General features: G+C 59.5%; 11 protein-coding genes and 3 pseudogenes. 7 read left to right on the top strand and 7 right to left on the bottom strand.

Going from position 1 to position 16,627, the window contains the following annotated elements; all coding sequences use genetic code 11:
- Nucleotides 1-26: 26 nt before the first annotated feature.
- Nucleotides 27-824, bottom strand: a complete 798-nt coding sequence (locus HEP69_RS06840) for a helix-turn-helix transcriptional regulator (RefSeq protein WP_290557811.1) — start codon at nucleotides 822-824, stop codon at nucleotides 27-29.
- Nucleotides 825-1,061: 237 nt separating this feature from the next.
- Between HEP69_RS06840 and HEP69_RS06835 the strand changes: the two genes are divergently transcribed.
- The gene (locus HEP69_RS06835; RefSeq protein WP_290557810.1) at nucleotides 1,062-1,415 is read left to right on the top strand and encodes a hypothetical protein; all 354 of its coding nucleotides are present in this window, start codon (nucleotides 1,062-1,064) and stop codon (nucleotides 1,413-1,415) included.
- A gap of 4 nt (nucleotides 1,416-1,419) precedes the next feature.
- Here the strand turns inward: HEP69_RS06835 and ilvN are convergent, their stop codons facing one another.
- The 5 genes from ilvN to HEP69_RS06810 all read right to left on the bottom strand — a co-directional run bounded on the left by ilvN (nucleotide 1,420) and on the right by HEP69_RS06810 (nucleotide 8,585).
- On the bottom strand, nucleotides 1,420-1,980 hold the full coding sequence (gene ilvN / locus HEP69_RS06830) for an acetolactate synthase small subunit (RefSeq protein WP_290557809.1): 561 nt from the start codon (nucleotides 1,978-1,980) through the stop codon (nucleotides 1,420-1,422).
- Between the two features lie 13 nt (nucleotides 1,981-1,993).
- Nucleotides 1,994-3,748, bottom strand: coding sequence for an acetolactate synthase 3 large subunit (locus HEP69_RS06825; RefSeq protein ID WP_290557808.1), 1,755 nt, complete (start codon nucleotides 3,746-3,748; stop codon nucleotides 1,994-1,996).
- Nucleotides 3,749-4,187: 439 nt separating this feature from the next.
- Entirely contained in the window at nucleotides 4,188-6,305 is a 2,118-nt protein-coding gene (locus HEP69_RS06820; RefSeq protein ID WP_290557807.1) for a nitrate- and nitrite sensing domain-containing protein, read from the bottom strand.
- 193 nt (nucleotides 6,306-6,498) lie between these two features.
- Nucleotides 6,499-7,152 carry a response regulator transcription factor gene (locus HEP69_RS06815; RefSeq protein WP_290557806.1) on the bottom strand — a complete coding sequence of 218 codons (654 nt, stop codon included), beginning with the start codon at nucleotides 7,150-7,152 and terminating at the stop codon, nucleotides 6,499-6,501.
- The gene (locus tag HEP69_RS06810; protein WP_290557805.1) at nucleotides 7,149-8,585 is read right to left on the bottom strand and encodes a cache domain-containing protein; all 1,437 of its coding nucleotides are present in this window, start codon (nucleotides 8,583-8,585) and stop codon (nucleotides 7,149-7,151) included. The genes HEP69_RS06815 and HEP69_RS06810 overlap by 4 nt, the downstream gene beginning before the upstream one ends.
- A gap of 247 nt (nucleotides 8,586-8,832) precedes the next feature.
- On the opposite strand from HEP69_RS06810, the gene HEP69_RS06805 reads away from it, so the two are divergent.
- The 6 genes and pseudogenes from HEP69_RS06805 to HEP69_RS06780 form a co-directional block, all read left to right on the top strand.
- Nucleotides 8,833-9,918 (top strand): TRAP transporter substrate-binding protein, encoded by a 1,086-nt coding sequence (locus tag HEP69_RS06805; RefSeq protein ID WP_290557804.1) that lies wholly within the window; start codon nucleotides 8,833-8,835, stop codon nucleotides 9,916-9,918.
- Between the two features lie 187 nt (nucleotides 9,919-10,105).
- Nucleotides 10,106-11,035, top strand: a complete 930-nt coding sequence (locus tag HEP69_RS06800; RefSeq protein WP_290557803.1) for a TRAP transporter small permease subunit — start codon at nucleotides 10,106-10,108, stop codon at nucleotides 11,033-11,035.
- Between the two features lie 18 nt (nucleotides 11,036-11,053).
- Nucleotides 11,054-13,408, top strand: coding sequence for a TRAP transporter large permease subunit (locus HEP69_RS06795; protein ID WP_290557802.1), 2,355 nt, complete (start codon nucleotides 11,054-11,056; stop codon nucleotides 13,406-13,408).
- 382 nt (nucleotides 13,409-13,790) lie between these two features.
- Nucleotides 13,791-14,570 (top strand): tyrosine-type recombinase/integrase, encoded by a 780-nt coding sequence (locus HEP69_RS06790; RefSeq protein ID WP_290557801.1) that lies wholly within the window; start codon nucleotides 13,791-13,793, stop codon nucleotides 14,568-14,570.
- 184 nt (nucleotides 14,571-14,754) lie between these two features.
- Nucleotides 14,755-15,967, top strand: a pseudogene (locus tag HEP69_RS06785) (IS91 family transposase).
- A gap of 181 nt (nucleotides 15,968-16,148) precedes the next feature.
- Nucleotides 16,149-16,301: pseudogene (locus tag HEP69_RS06780) on the top strand (transposase); the annotation flags it as partial.
- A gap of 49 nt (nucleotides 16,302-16,350) precedes the next feature.
- On the opposite strand, the pseudogene HEP69_RS06775 reads toward HEP69_RS06780, so the two are convergent.
- Nucleotides 16,351-16,593 (bottom strand): annotated as a pseudogene (locus HEP69_RS06775) (IS5/IS1182 family transposase); the annotation flags it as partial.
- Nucleotides 16,594-16,627: the final 34 nt, after the last annotated feature.

Genomic DNA, 16,627 nt, shown 5'->3' with positions numbered 1-16,627 from the left:
CGACACAACATTGGGCGCGGCCAGATTCACCGGAATGTGCGGGACGGCTCGAGGAGGCGCGCGTGGAACGGAGGCAGCTTGTCCTGGGTGATAAACCCCGTTTCGCGTGCCATGCTCATCACCTCCCGGAAAGGGAGATCGACATACTCATAGACCATCCGCACGACGCGGTTGGTGCTGACATTCTCTGGCACCGTCCGGGTGACGTAACCGACCCAGTAGTTATTGTCGAAAGACGCAACGCGCGTCAGGAAATTGAACGAACAGGTCATCGTGCCGCGTCGCGACATCAGCGAGGCGATTCCCTCTTCTTCGCGCAGTACGATCCCGCGGTACTCCCGCGCCCGCGCACCCAAGGGAAAGCCTTGGACCCGCATGGCCTCTCGCGGTTCATAGCCGCGCACGTAACAGGTCCCGTCGCGTCGAAAGACATAGACAAAGCCCATGGCAAATCTTTCGGCGTCGACAAAGGATCGACGGCTGAACCGATAAAACCCGCTTGGAAAGAAGTCTTCGGTGACCTCAGAGACACCCTTGCCCACAAATTCGTTCAGGAAGCCGCCCGTCAATGGGTCAGTCGTGGACGAAAGCGCGTCAACCGGATCCAGGAGGATACGCGCATCCACCCCGAAAAAGGTACAGATGCGGTTCAACACATCCGGACGGGGGAAGCTTTCGCCCGCAAGATAGCGGTTAAACTGCGTCCGATTGATCCCAAGCTGACGCGAAAGTTCAGAGATTGAGGGGTAGGATCGCGCCATGATGCGCAGATTTGCGCCAAACATGTTGCGGAGTTCAGCCGGCGTTCTGGTCGTTTTAGTCATTTCGCAACATCTTTTCGACGGTATTGGGCTATTTGAAGCCTAAAATTTTGGTGAAAACAGGGCACGATTTAAGAAAACTAAGAATTTGGTGCTGTATAGCATCAGGTGTGACGCTGTTGTGCGGCTACACACTACCCAAACCGACACAAAATGCAAGTTTCAGACGCAGCATTTCCAACTGCCTGTGACACAGTTTTGGTTCAATAATTAAAAATACGGAAAGTTGGGTCGGATAGTATGTTTGGTGTAGTCCTTTGGAGCAATCCGCAGGAAAGAAAGGCTGTCATCTGGTGTGAGGACCACGGTGATCTCGCGTTTTATGCAGAGAACGACGTGGCCTCATTTGATGACTTGGGGTTCGACACTGGCGATCTCGTGCAGTTCGATATCCAGACGGATCGGCATTTGCGATACGCACACAATCCACAGGTTGTGACAGAAGGCCTGTATCTAAGCCTTTCGGCGTCTTTGGAACGCGCAGAGAGTACCCCGGAGCAGGCGCCGCAAGGTTCGGCCCAGATCATTCCGTTCCGCAGCAGGCAGCCGGTTGCAGCATGCCGCGGTCTGGCCGAAATGTCAGAACAAGCTTAACGTTCTATTCGCCCCTCAAAAGGGCGGCAACGCCGGTGCGCGCCATTTCTTGTAGTCCCAGCGGTCGCATCAAATCGGCAAATGCGTCAATTTTCTCTGGCGCGCCGGTAATCTCGAATATGAAACTCTCCAGGGTGGAATCGACAACATTGGCGCGAAAGATATCTGCAAGCCGCAGGGCCTCCACTCGCTTCTCGCCGCCGCCGACGACCTTGAACATGGCCAGCTCGCGCTCCACGCTGCGCCCTTCGACAGTCAGGTCATGCACCTGATGCACAGACACGATGCGGCCCAGCTGCGCCGTTATCTGGTTGATCACCTGGGGGGTCCCGGTGGTTACGATGGTAATGCGCGATAAGTGGCCGGTGTGATCAACCTCCGCGACCGTCAGGCTTTCGATATTATAGCCGCGCCCGGAGAACAGCCCGATCACCCGCGCCAATACGCCCGGCTCGTTTTCGACCAGCACGGCCAGCGTGTGCCGCTCCTCCACATCCGAAAAGGTGGGGCGCAGGTTATAGGCCGAATGGCTGGTCGCGCCTTTTTTGATCTTTAGTGCAGACATTTGCCGACCTTTCTTAAACTAGAACCGAGCCCTTGGCGTCGATCACGCCTTGGGTTTCGGCCTCGCCCAGCAGCATTTCATTATGAGCCTTACCCGACGGGATCATCGGGAAACAGTTTTCGTGTTTCTCAACCAGACAATCGAAAATGACCGGGCCGTCATGGTTCAGCATTTCCATGATTGCGTCGTCCAGATCGTCAGGATCCTTGCAAAGAATGCCCTTGGCGCCGAACGCCTCGGCCAGTTTCACGAAATCGGGCAGCGCGTCGGACCAGGAATGCGAGTACCGTTCCCCGTGCAAGAGCTCCTGCCACTGGCGCACCATGCCAAGGCGTTCGTTGTTCAGGATGAACTGCTTGACGGGCAGGCGGTATTGCACCGCGGTGCCCATTTCCTGCATATTCATCAGCCAGCTCGCCTCGCCCGCGACATTGATAACCAGTGCATCGGGATGCGCCATCTGCACGCCGATTGAGGCGGGAAACCCATAGCCCATTGTGCCCAGGCCACCGGAGGTCATCCACAGGTTGGGATCTTCAAAACCCAGATACTGCGCGGCCCACATCTGATGTTGACCCACTTCGGTGCAGATATAGCGATCCTTGCGGTCCTTGGTCAGCGCTTCCAGCCGGGCCAGCGCGTATTGCGGTTTGATCGTATTGCCCGATTGCGTAAAGGCCAGGCAGTCCACCTTGCGCCAGTCGTTGATCTGAGACCACCATTTCGCCAGGCCGTCGCCATTGGTCTTTCGACCGCGTGACTTCCAGACCTTGAGCACGTCCTCCAGCACATGCGCCACATCGCCGATAATCGGGATGTCGACGCGGATCACCTTGTTGATCGACGACGGATCGATATCGATATGGGCCTTTTTCGATGTGGGACTGAATGCGTCGATACGGCCGGTGATCCGATCATCGAAGCGCGCGCCGATATTGATCATGAGATCGCAATCGTGCATCGCCATGTTGGCCTCGTAAAGACCGTGCATCCCCAGCATTCCCACCCAGTTTTTGCCCGATGCCGGATAGGCGCCCAGCCCCATAAGGGTTGAGGTGATCGGAAAGCCTGTCGCGTCAACCAGCTCGCGCAGCAGCTGGCTGGCGGCGGGGCCGGAATTGATCACGCCACCGCCTGTATAAAAGATCGGGCGCTTGGCTTTTTCGATGGCCGCGACCAGTTCGGTGATCTCTTCCATATCGCCTTTGACGGGCGGTTGGTAATGGGACGCCGACGGTTTGGGGCCTTGATAGGTGCCATTGGCAAACTGAACGTCCTTGGGGATGTCGACCAGAACCGGGCCCGGGCGACCTGCGGTTGCCACATGAAACGCCTCGTGGATGACCCGGGGCAGGGCATCGGTTTCCTTGACCAGCCAGTTATGCTTGGTGCAGGGCCGTGTAATGCCGACCGTATCGGCCTCCTGAAACGCGTCCGAGCCGATCATGAAGGTGGGCACTTGGCCAGTCAGCACGATGATCGGGATGGAATCCATCAACGCGTCGGTCAGGCCGGTCACAGCATTTGTCGCACCGGGGCCGGATGTCACCAGAACAACGCCGGGTTTTCCGGTGGATCGCGCATAACCTTCGGCGGCATGCACCGCACCTTGCTCGTGGCGCACCAGGATGTGGCGAATGTCATTTTGCTGAAAGATCTCGTCATAAATCGGTAGAACGGCGCCACCGGGATACCCGAATACCGTGTCCACGCCCTGATCCCTGAGGGCTTGAACCACCATTTTCGCTCCGGTCATGTCCTTGTTCATCTCATGTCTCCGATTGAGATCCGCTGTAGCGCATAAAAAAGCCCCCGATGGTCAGTCGGAGGCGCATGGGTCTGAGTATGGTCAACCGTTACCGGCCCATGCGCGTGTTCCTTACAATGACGATTAGCCGGGTCATACCGTAGCTCCTTTACGCTGACGCGGACATTATGAGCGCGCGCGGAGGGCGTCAACAGTCAATCAAGAAAAAAACATCGGTGGCCGCAGGGATTTCTTTGCAGAAGTTGCGCGTTTTGGGCTGTAAAGAGAAACAACTGCAATCTGAGATGGGGTTCTGCGGCACATTGACCAAAGGTTGGACGATGCCCGGCTCCTAAACGGGCCAAGACCGAGCTGTGTAGCGCGGTCTTGGCTTCAGGGTCTGTTGTGTCGTGGCCAAAGCGCGGGAGTGCGCCGCGTCGGGCAAGGTGCTGCCGGCAGGTCAGGCGACCCGCGCGGACAGATGTCTTTGATCCTCGCCCGAACCGAGGCGGAAATCGCTGACCAGATGTGTCATCTGTTTTGAGATTTGCGCGGTTTCCTGCGAGGTGTCTCCGGATGCTTCGACAACATCCATATTGCGGTTGGCCAGATCGTTGAGGCGGGTCACCTCCTGCGCGATGTCGCGCAGATCATCGGCCTGACTGATGGACCCCTGGGCCACTTGTCCCAGAACATCGTCAATCTGGGCGATCTCGCCGAAGATCTCTTCAAGAGAGCGTCCAGCCTCGCCGACCAGTCCAACGCCTTCGGCCACATTGGTGCTGCTGTCATCAATCAGCGTCTTGATCTCTTGTGTGGCGGCGCTGGACCGTTTGGCCAGCTCCCGCACTTCGGACGCAACCACGGCAAAGCCTCGCCCGCTTTCGCCGGCGCGTGCCGCTTCGACACCGGCATTGAGCGCCAAGAGATTGGTCTGGAAGGTAATATCCTCGATGATCGAGATAATGCGGCCGATCTCTTTGGAAGAGGAGGCGATACGGTCCATCGCATCAACGGCTGATCGCACAACCTCGCCCGATTTGTCGGCGGTGTTCTTGGCCAGACTTGCGCGATGCGACGCGTCGCGAACATGGGAGGCGTAATCGGCTACCTCCGCCGAAAGCTTGGAGACCCGTTCGTTGGTGGAGGCGATCGTTTCCACCTGCTCGGTCGTGCGGGTTCCCAAATCGCGGGAGGACCGCATCAGGTTTTCCGCGCGTTCATCCAGATCGACCGCCGTTTCCGAAATCGCCGCCATCACATTGCGCAACCGTGCCGTTGCTGCGTTGAAATCGTTGCGGATCGCATCGTATTCGGGCGCAAGAGGATCCTCGAAATGCTGGGTCAGGTCGGCCTGCGCCAAAGCGGCAAGCCCTTCGGTGACCAGTTCCACCACCCTTTGCGCCTTGCCCAGGATCAAAGCCTCGTCATTGGCCTTCTCTTCGGCCGCTGCCCGGCGCATCGCCAGGGTTTCCTGTTTGAATTCATAGACAGCTCGGGCCATTCTGCCCACCTCGTCCCGGCCGTCGATACCAGGGATCCAGACGTCGAACTTGCCTTCCGTGAACTGCTTCATTGCGCGGGTCAGGCGTTTGACCCGGAAAATCAGATACTCGAAACTCGCCACCGCCAGCAGTACGACGACAAACGCGATGCTGATGCTATAGATCAACTCGTCGCGCAATTTCTTGCGCGCCTCCTGCAGCAGGTTTTTGGTCTCGGTCTTTATCTGATTGATCAGATCACCCTCGATCTCGTACAGGCTGTCGATCCAGCGGGTGGAGGTCTCGAACCATTGAGCCGCGCCAAAGTCCACGATCCGATCACCCGCCATTGCCGCAGCGATCGCATCGCGCATCGATTCGACCTGTAGAAAGGCCGATTGGCGATAGAGATCGTTCAGCGCTTGACGGTCGGCCAATTCGATCGCAACCAGATCGAGCGCTGTTGTCTGCGACGCGCCCAGTCCCAAAAACCGACCATAGATGCCGTGTGAGAACTGCTCTGCCGCCAATCCCGTAGCCCCGGCGGCCCGTTCCAGCCCGGCATATTCCTTGGCCCGTCCGAACAGCATCGCTGCGCGCGCCAAGGACCGGACCGACGGCTCTTCGATCTCAAGTGTGTCTGCCTTCATCGTGTTGAGCAGTGTGTCGATCAGATCGGTGTAGAAGGTGACCGTTTGCGCAACGGTGACCGACAGGTTGTCAACCTGCGCGCGTTGCGCCTCCACCCGATCCATCTTGTCGCGCAACCGTGACAAAAGCGCCGGGTCATGCTCCCCGATATGCGACAGACTCTGCCATATCCGGTCCACTGTCTGATCGGTCGCACCTCGTTGTCTGGCAAGATCTTCGCGGAGATTCGTTCCATTGGCAGCGACAAACCCCGCAGAATATCCGCGTTCCTTTTGCAGTTGATGCGTCAATTCAGACACTGCACTCATTTCCGCGGCTACGGATTGGGTGTGTTCGCCATTCTTAATGGCTTCCCGGAATTCGGATAGATCCAGCCACAGGAAGAAACCGGCCAGTGCAAGAAGTGGGCCGATTATCAGCATCATCAAAATACGCAGTTTCATACGGGTGCCCCTTTGAATGCGATCCATCTGGCCGCAACCTAGGCTCAGAGCCCCTAACAAGGCGTTTATCGCTTCTTAAAATGCGACAGATCACGGGCGGTCGGCGCGACCGTTCGTTTAGGACAGGAATTGTGCCTGAGGAGACCGATGGCCTTCCTGCCCGAACGCATCCGGATGCCGCCTGAAATCCGCGTCAGAATCCGGTGCCGGTCCCTTGGAGCACGCCATGCTCCAACGCATAGCGTGTCAGGCCGGCGGTCGAAGAAATGCCAAGCTTGCGCTTGATGTTCTTGCGATGGGTTTCCACCGTACGCACCGAGATATCGAGCGCTTCGGCAACGTCCTTGTTGGATTTGCCCTGCGCCAGTTGCAAAAGAATGGTCTGCTCGCGCCCGGTGAGCGCCTCGCGCGCGCCTTCCTTGGGTTTGAGCGATCCTTCGGCCCCGGTGCACAGATAGCGCCGACCCCCCATCACTGTGTCGATGGCCTGTTTGATCTCGTCGGTGGGCACGTCCTTGAGCACATAGCCCATCGCGCCATGGCTGAGCGCGCTTGAGATGTATTCGGGACTGTCATGCATCGACAGGATCAGGATGCGGGTGCCGGGCCGTTTTTCAAGCAGGATCTCGGTGGCCGAGAGCCCCCCCAGTCGCGGCATGTTGAGATCCATCAGGATCACATCCGGGGCGAGGGTGTCGATCTGGTCAACGGCCTCTTGACCATTGCCCAGCGTGCCCACGATCATGATATCGTCATAGGTCTCAAGGATCGACTGAATCCCTTCGGCCACCATCGGGTGGTCATCGACGATCATCACCTTGACCGGCGGTTTGATGGCTGCGGTCATGCCTGGGCCTCCCAATCGGATTGCGCATGCTCGTCCGGCGGCAGCAGATGGGTCAGTGGCACGCGGGCCTCGATCACCATTCCGCCGCGCTGTCCGCGCGCGGGCTTGGTGGACAGGATCCTGAGGCTACCGTCAAGCTGTTCGATGCGTTCCTGCATATTGCGCAACCCAAGTCCGGCGCGGGGGTGATGGTGGTCTGGCAGGCCCCGGCCATTGTCGCTGATCCTGAGGGTGGCGCCGGACGTGTGCCCGCGAAGGTCGATCGACACCTGGGTGGCGCCGGCGTGCCGTTCAATATTTGTCAAGGCTTCCTGTGCGATACGATAGAGTGCGATCTTGGCATCCTGGTCCAGGCGGTTGCGGAACACGACCGTCGTGAAATCCACATCGATCCCGGTCCGGGTGCTGAAATCGTCGGTCAGCGACTTGAGCGCGGGGCCGAGGCCCAGATCGTCCAGCACGCCGGGGCGCAAATCGCGGCTGATCCGGCGGACCTCTTGGATGGCCTGACCCAGGGTCTCGATGCCGTTCTCCAGCGCCTCCTCGGCGCGGTCGTCACCGCGTTGGAACCGGCGGCGCGCGTTGTCCAGCGCATAGCGGATGCCCACCAGGATCTGGCTGATCCCGTCATGCAGCTCGCGCGCAACCCGACCGCGTTCCTCTTCCTGCGCATCAAAGACGCGCTGGGTCAGTTCCTTGAGCTTGGCATCGGCCAGACGACGTTCGCGGATGTTGAGCACCATGCCCGAGGCGAACACAACCAAAAGCGCGACCAGCGTGATCGCCCCGATCGAGACAAAGGTGGTCTGAACGCGGGCCTCGACCTCGGCCCGCTGGGCGGCAACCGTGGCCAGAATATCGTCGATGAAGACACCTGTGCCCACGGCCCACCGCCAGTCCTGCAAGCCCAGGACATAGGCGATCATCTGCGCCTCTTCACCGGTGGAAGGTTTGGTCCACAAAAAGCTGTGATACCCGGACCCCTCGCGCGCCAGGCGGATCAGCTCATCGACCACGGGCGTGCCCGCGGTGTCGGTCAGACCGGCCCAGTTTCCGCCGATCAGATCGGTATGACGTGGATTGACCAGATTGGTGCCGTCGTAATCGTAGACAAAGAAGGATCCGTCGATACCGTAGATCATCGCGGCAAGGATCTGGGCAACCTGATCCTTGGCAATGTCGTCATCGTGGGGCGCGCGTCCATAGATGAAATAGAAGCCGTTGCGCGCCTGGGTGACATAGTTTCTCAGCTCGGCCTTTTTGGCTTCGATGAGCTGTTCCTGAAGCGCTTCGATTTCGCGGTTGGCCAGCACCCTGGACTGATAGGCGACCAGAACCGCGATCAGCGTGGCGGCGATAATCAGGGGAATCGCCGCCAGCAACGACAGTTTCTGGGCGTAATTGGGGGTCAGGAATGCGCGTAACCTCCGCATAGTCGAATCGTTACGGGGGAATCACCCTAAAGACCAGTCCCGACCGATGTCCTGAGGCGAATCGCATGGCCCGATCAGCCTCTTTTCCGCGTCAAACCGGTCAAATAGCTAAATTGGTCTGAAAAATTTACCTCTCTACGTAGTACTTGGTATTCACACCGGCAGGATGATCAGTAGGGTGACGCCACTTTGATGATCCGCCTGGCCGCAAGAGCCGGGCGTCAACCATAACGGGAGGAGTGACCCTATGGATCGCCGTAAGTTTCTAAAAACCTCTGCACTGGGTGGTGCCGCTGCCGCAACCACGGGCGCGCTGGCCGCACCGGCTTACGCACAGGGCAACCGCACGCTGACGCTGGTAACAACCTGGGGCCGTGGCCTGGCGGGCGTGCATGACGCGGCCGAGCGTGTGGCCACAACAATCACCGAAATGTCCGGCGGGTCGCTGACGATCGACCTCAAGGCCGCGGGTGAGCTTGTGGGCGCCTTCGAAGTGTTCGACGCCGTGACCGCCGGTCAGGCCGACATGTATCATGGGGCCGACTATTACTTCGTGGGTCAGCACCCAGGCTATGCGTTCTTCACAGCCGTGCCTTTTGGCATGACGGCACAGGAGCTGGTGAACTGGTACTATTTCGACGGCGGCATGGAACTGCATGACGAACTGGGCCAGATCTTTGGCTTGAAGTCGTTCCTCGCCGGGAACACCGGTGCCCAAGCGGGCGGCTGGTTCGCGAATGAAATCAGCGGACCCGAAGATTTCAACGGCCTGAAGTTCCGCATGCCCGGCCTGGGCGGCAAAGCTCTGGGTAAACTGGGTGCATCGGTGCAGAACCTTCCCGGTTCCGAAGTGTATCAGGCGCTGGCGTCGGGTGCGATTGACGGGACCGAGTGGATCGGCCCCTGGGCGGATGAAAAAGCCGGTTTCCAGGAAATCACCAAGACATACTACGCCGCCGGTTTCCACGAGCCGGGCGCGGGTCTGTCGCTGGCCACAAACCGGGAAGTCTTTGACAGCCTGAGCCCCGAGCATCAGCGCATCATCGAGATCGCGTCGGGCGAATGCCACCAGTGGAATCTGGCACAATTCCTGTCCAACAACGGCTCGGCGCTTCAGCGGCTTCAGTCCTCGGGCGTGAAGGTCATGGAATTCCCCGACAGCGTCTGGGATGCGTTCGGTGCGGCATCGCGCGAAGTTCTCGACGAGAACATGGGTGACGATCTGTTCAAGAAGATCCACGACAGCGCCATGGCCTCGATGAAGTCCTCGTCGGGCTGGCTCAAGCAGTCGTCCACCGCCTATGTCGCACAGCGCGACCGGGTTCTGGGCTAAGCGAGAGCGGTTTGCGGTCCGGGTTACCGCCTGGACCGATCCAAAATACCACAGGAAGATATCGCGAGAGAGGGCCGGTGCATCCGCATCGGGCCTCTTTCATCCAAGCTGACATGCGGAAGGGGAGAGCCGCAACGTCACCGGCCTGAGACAAGGCGCCAAAGATGCGCCGCACGGGGGAGCCTTGATGGAAGAAGAAGCAGTCCAAGGCGGCGGGTTCGCGGCCATTCTGGACGGTATCGTCTGGTTCGTCAGCCAGATCGGCCTATCGTTTTACAATTTTTTCTATGCGATCACACATCCCGGCCTCTGGCTGGACTGGTCGAACAACGAAGCGATCATGCGCTTTGTGTATTACGGCGGATCGGTGGAATTCTTCTTCGTCTGCTTTACCACGGTACTGATCCTGTTCGGGCTGGGCATATGGCGCGGGTCGATCATGTGGGGCACCGTGCGGGTGCTGGAAGGCTTTGCCAACACGGTCGGCCGGTTCTTTGCCTGGGCGGGCCTGATCATGGTCCTTCAGCAGATCGTTATCATCTTCATGCAACGGGTCTTTGCACGGCCCGATATCTCGATCGGGTTCGGTATCCCGCTGCAATTCGATGTGAGCTGGTTTGCCGAAGAACTGAAACTCTATAATGCGATGGTGGTGGCTTTGTGCTGTGCCTATACCTTTGTGCAGGGCGGGCATGTGCGGGTCGACCTGATCTATTCTTCGGTGCGGTTCCGCACCAAGAAGGTCATCGACATGGTCGGCTGCCTGATCTTCATGGCGCCGATGGCGGTGATCACGTGGATGTACGGCTGGTATTTCCTCTGGCGCCATCTGATCGTACCGAAACCCTCGGCCTCGGAATCGCTGGATCGTTTGCTGATGAAATCCCGCGCGCTGCGCTGGAATGTCGAGACGATCGGGTTCAGCCCCAACGGATTCAACGCCTATTTCCTCTTCAAGGTGCTACTCTGCGCCTTCGCGGCAATGGTCTTTATCCATGCGGTCGCCTTCTTCTTCCGGTCATTCCAGGAATGGCGTGAAGGGCAGGAAAGCGAGAACAAATACCTCGACAAGGACAGCCTTGGCGAGGGTGAAGAAGCCTACGAAGGCGCTCATTAACCTTTAAGGACAGCAACCATGCTATTCGGTCTTGATGGCGTCGAAATCGGCCTGATCATCGTATTCATCTGCCTTTTCGGGGGCATCCTCTCCGGCTTTCCCGTGGCCTTTGCCATTGGCGGGGCCGGGGTCATCTCTTTCGCCATCATCGCGGCCCTCGACAGTGCGGGGCTCTTGATCCACCAGGCGATCGACACCTCCAGTCAGGCCTATGCGGACCTGATCGCGGGGGGGGCGAAAGCTGCGGATGTCTCGGTCTTCCGATACCCCGAATTGCCGCGCATAGGCGAGCCGGTGTTCCCGCAAGGCTGGGAAGTCGCGATGGACCGCAACGTGTCGTTCATCGTCAATCGGATCAACGAACGCGTACTGGCCGGTGCGTCGATTGAGACGCTGCTGGCGGTGCTGATGTTCGTTTTGATGGGCATCACACTGGAACGCTCCAAGATCGCCAACGATCTTCTGACCACCATGGCGCGTGTCTTTGGTCCGCTGCCCGGCGGTCTGGCCGTGTCGATCGTGGTTGTGGGCGCGTTTCTGGCGGCCTCTACCGGTATCGTCGGTGCGACGGTTGTCACGATGGGGCTTCTGGCGCTGCCCACCATGCTGCGCAACAATTACTCCCCGGAACTGGCGACCGGTGTCATTGCGGCCTCGGGTACGCTGGGGCAGATCATTCCGCCCTCGATCGTGATCGTTCTGCTGGGTACGCTGGCGGGCGATCTCTATTCCACCGCACAAGAGGCGCGTGCGCAAAGTGCCGGGTGCTCGGACGCGCTGACCTTCCTGGGGGAGCCTGCGGTGGTCTCGGTTGGGACACTCTTTCAGGCGGCGCTTTTGCCGGGGATCATGCTGGCGCTGCTCTATGCGCTTTATGCCTTTGGCTTTGCCCTGCTCAACCCGTCCAAGGCGCCGGCCGTGGAGCTGGGCAGTACCAATAACGAACCGGTCACGCGCAACGAGGCATTCACCTGGTTCCTGGGCGCGCCGATCCTGTTGATCGGTGGCACGATCCTGCTGAGCAGCCTCAATATCGTGGGCTCGCAGAACCTGACCATCTCGTCGTTCTCGGATGTGGGGCAGGGGGCCAGCCTTCGGACCAATGTGTCCGAGGAATGTCAGGCCTCGATGATCGACCTGCATGGTCAGGAGGCCTGGGACACGGCTGTGGCCGAGCAGAACCAGATCGATGCGACGGGCGGTGTCGCACAGAGCGAACGGCTGACCGAGGACGAGCTGGCCGCGGCCCTTGAGGCCAAGATCGCCAATGCCGCACCCATCGGCACCGGTGTGGCGATCCTGGTGGTGCTGTTGGGGCTGGTGCTGACCACTGCGCGGGGGGTGTCGCCGTCAAGCGATCCCAAACCGCTGATCATCGGTGCGATCGGGCTGATCCTGATGCTGCTTGTGGATATCACCCTTGTGGCGCCCACGGCGAGCGCGGGGGCGGAATGGCTGCTGATGGCCATTCCAGTTCTGATCGTTCTTTACGGGTGTCGAGAGGCCGCCGGGCGGTTGGCGCAAAACGACCTGATCCGGGTGGTCTTCCCGCCGCTGGTTCTGATCGTGGCGGTTCTGGGTTCGATCCTGGGCGGGATCACCAACCCGACCCCTGCCGCGGCGCTGGGCGCGGGTGGCGCGATCATGCTGGCGGCCTATCGCAAGCTCAAAGACCTCAACCGGTCGGGCCATATCATCATCTGGTCCACCTTCGCGATCATCATCTGCATCCTGATCGGCGTGAATTTCGACCTGCGCATCAATAACGAGGTCGTGTCTGCCGAGACCTGGATCGCCTTCCTGCTGGCGTATGGCGCGTATCTCTATGCGCTGTTCGGTCTGCTCTTTGGCTGTTGGGTGCTCTTTTCCAACGGGGTTCTCAGCCCGGTGGTGCGCGAGACAGCCAAGGTGACCTCGATGGTGTTCACCATCCTGATCGGCTCGCAGCTGCTCAACCTGGTGGTGATCTCCTTTGGTGGAGAGCATTACATCCAGCAGTTCCTCAAGAGCTTTGACAACGAGTACAAGGTCTTCCTGATCGTGATGCTGGTGCTCTTTATCCTGGGCTTTGTGCTGGATTTCCTTGAGATCATCTACATCGTGATCCCGATTGTGGGGCCGGTGATCTATGGCGGGTCTTTCGATCCCAAATGGGTGACGATCATGATCGCGGTGAACCTGCAAACCTCGTTCCTGACCCCGCCCTTCGGCTTTGCGCTCTTCTACCTCCGAGGGGTCGCACCGGCGGGGATCACCACGGGCCATATCTATCGCGGGATCATACCGTTTGTGTTAATCCAGGTGGTTGGCCTTGCGATCCTGTGGTTCTTCCCGGGTATCGTCACCATCGTTCCGGATCTGATCGGGGTGTGATCCTCCATAGAGGGTTGAAAAAAGGGCCTCGTCTCTGAGGCCCTTTTTTTGCTGTTGGCTCTAGGGGTTGATCCCGGCTTCATGGGTCATCGGTGTGCCCCGGTGGCCAGCATGAGCCAACCCGCTGGTTCGACGCGTGGCCGCGAAGGTCCGCCCTTGCAGCGCGACCCTGCGACAATCAGGAGTTCTGAGCGCGAAGCGATGATGACCCGCCATGCGCTGCGCACTGGAGAAATACACAATGCGGGACGCGGACGAAACCGCTCTGGCGGTATTGGTGCTTGTTGCGGGTGATGTGTGCTGATCGAAGCGCCGTGATGTTGTGAACTGACGCACCTGTTGGACGATTGGGATCTTCCCAATCTGATGACAGGAGATTTCAATGTCAGAGCAATATGTACCGAAGCTGCGCCAGCGGTTCCTTGAAGATATGCGGATCGAGGGGCTGCAACCCGAGACGCAGACGATGTATCTGCGGGCGATGCGCGATGTCGCGCGGTTTCTGGTGCACACACCGGATAGCGCGACGCCTGAGGAGTTGCGGGCGTTTCAACTGGATATGAAGGAACGGGGCGTCGGGGCACCGACCTTCAACAACCGGCCGGCGGTGCTGAGTTTCTTCTACGCGACCACGTGCCTGCGCCCGGAGATGAAGCGGCATATGCGCTGTCAGCGGGCGGCCAGGAAGATCCCCGTCGTGCTGAGCGCCGAGGAAGTCTCGCGCATTCTCGAGGCCGCGCCGGGACCCGGGCTCAGATACCGGGCGGCGTTCAGCGTGGCCTATGGCGGCGGGCTCAGGGCGAGCGAGGTCACACATTTGAAGATCGGCGACATCGACAGCGACCGGATGCTGATCCGGATCGACCAGGGCAAGGGCCGCAAGGATCGCCATGTGATGCTGTCGCCCAGTCGGCTTGAGCTTTTGCGTGACTATTATCGCGAGGCTCGGCCCGGAGGCTGGCTCTTTCCCGGGCGCAACCGGGTTGACCCGATCTCGACGCGGCAGTTCAACCGGGCCTTTGGGGTGGCCTGTGACTTCGCGGAGATCAGGAAGACCGTCTGGCCCCACACGCTCCGACACAGCCTTGCCACGCACCTGCTGGAGGGCGGCACCGACATCCGGGTCATTTATCACCCGACAGTCGAAACGCAGTTTCGATGAGAGGGCAGGTTCTACTCGGCCATGCAAAGTTGGAAACGACGACGATTTACACGAAGGTGGCGACCAAGCCCCCTCTTGGGACATTGCTGCGCAATGCCCTGCCCGGCAATGGATCCGGGATGTGACCAGCCCGCTCGATCTGTTGGTGCGCCGGGAGGTCGGGGCCGGATAAACCCCGGCTCAGATGCCCCGCACCAAACTGGAGGTCGCGGACATCTTCCGCTTCCATGGTGCTGCCAATCGTCGTGAACACTCAGGTCATTTGAACCTGCCGCAGCTGAAAGTCATGTCCGCAATTGAGGATTGCCGGACTGCGGTCCTTGGCGGGCATGTCGCCTATAACGCCTGTCGCAAGCGGCATTGTCCAAAGTGTCAGGGCGCTGCGGCGCAGGGCTGGATACAGGCGCGGATGGGGGACCTGTTGCCCGTCGAATACTTCCACGTGGTCTTCACCTTGCCGCCGCAGATCGTCGATATTGCTTACCAAAACAAGGCGGCGGTCTATGGTCTGCTGTTCAAGGCGTCGGCCCAGACGCTGCTGACCATCGCTGCCGATCCCAACCACCTCGGTGCCTGGACCGGCATGACATCAGTCCTGCACAGATGGGGCTCGGCGATGACGCATCATCCGCATGTCCATGTCATTGTGCCGGGTGGCGGGCTGTCCCCCCGATGGCAGGCGTTGGGTGAACTGCCGCCCGGGCTTCTTTGTGCCGGTGAGGGTGCTCTCGCGGCTGTTCCGGCGTTTGTTCCTCGAAGGGCTGGACAGTTCCCACAAGGCGGGGAAACTGTCTTTCTTTGGTGATCTGGCTAAGCTGACCAATCCGGATACCTTCGCAGCCCATCTTGCGCCGCTGCGCAAAACCAGCTGGGTCGTCCATGCCAAGCCGCCCTTCTCTGGGCCCGAGGCGGTGTTGGCATACCTGAGCCGATACACCCATCGTGTCGCTATCTCCAATCATCGCCTTGTCAGCGCGGATGCCCATACCGTGGCCTTCCGCTGGAAAGACGATCGGATCAAGCACGGCGTACCAGTGCCCGGCAGTGGTTTGCGCAGCACAACCACGAGAGGACGCATGAAGACAATGCGCCTGAGCACGGATGAACTCATCCGCCGCTTTCTGATCCACATCCTGCCCTCCGGCTTACACCGCATCCGACACACAGGTTTCCTCGCGAATGGCATCAGGCGGGACAGGATCGCAAAGATCAGGTGCTTGCTGGAGGTTGAGGCAGATGCCAATCCGAAAGTCAGTGCGGACCAAGACGTCGATATCGACGAACGAGACCGGTCAAAGCCATGCCCTAAAGGCGGTGGCTCGATGATCATCATCGAGACCTTCACACGTGGCCAGACCCCCAAATCCCGCGCGTCTCCACGGGGAGACGCCGCATGATACAAGGCGAAAACCCGTCACTTTTTTGTGCGACGCCGGACCCTTCACTGCGGCCATCTCACAAAATCTTGCGCGGCATCAGGTCTGTAGCAGTAAGATGGAAAGTCGGTCAGTGAACTGGCCCCCATTTCGACCAGACGCCTTGGCCTGACCAAGGAGGCTTAAGGATGGCCTTAAGCATGTGCTCATATCTGAGATTGAAACCATCACCGATGGCGGTCGCCGTCGGCGCTGGACCATGGCCGAGAAGCTGCGGATCGTTGAGGAGACCCTGTATGACGGCGAGAGCATTTCCGCCGTTGCGCGGCGCAATGGCGTGGCGCCCAATGGGCTTTGTTGCACAAATCGGGGCATGCCTGCACTTCCCCTTTCCCCGGACGGATTTAGCCTACGACCTCAGTAATGGGTATGCCAAGAACTGTGTACTTGTTGAGAACGGCAACACGGATTTGGATTTCCGCGACCTGCCGGTCGAAGTCCCGCGCCATGAGGCTCTGGCCCGGCAACGTCACACAATGCATCTTGGTTTCGACACGGCTTCGTCGGTGATACCCGCTCCACCGTCGCCAGATGGCGCGGCCGAGAAATCGTGATGCGTTACAGGCCCAATCGCGGGCCAGGGAACCGGGCTCTTAACCACACTCCCGGGTCCCTGAGAAC

The sequence above is a fragment of the Aestuariivita sp. genome (genome assembly GCF_021404545.1).
Lineage (GTDB): Bacteria > Pseudomonadota > Alphaproteobacteria > Rhodobacterales > Rhodobacteraceae > Aestuariivita.
The sequence above is the reverse complement of the archived record's forward strand: the minus strand, read 5'-3'. Positions and strand labels throughout refer to the sequence as shown.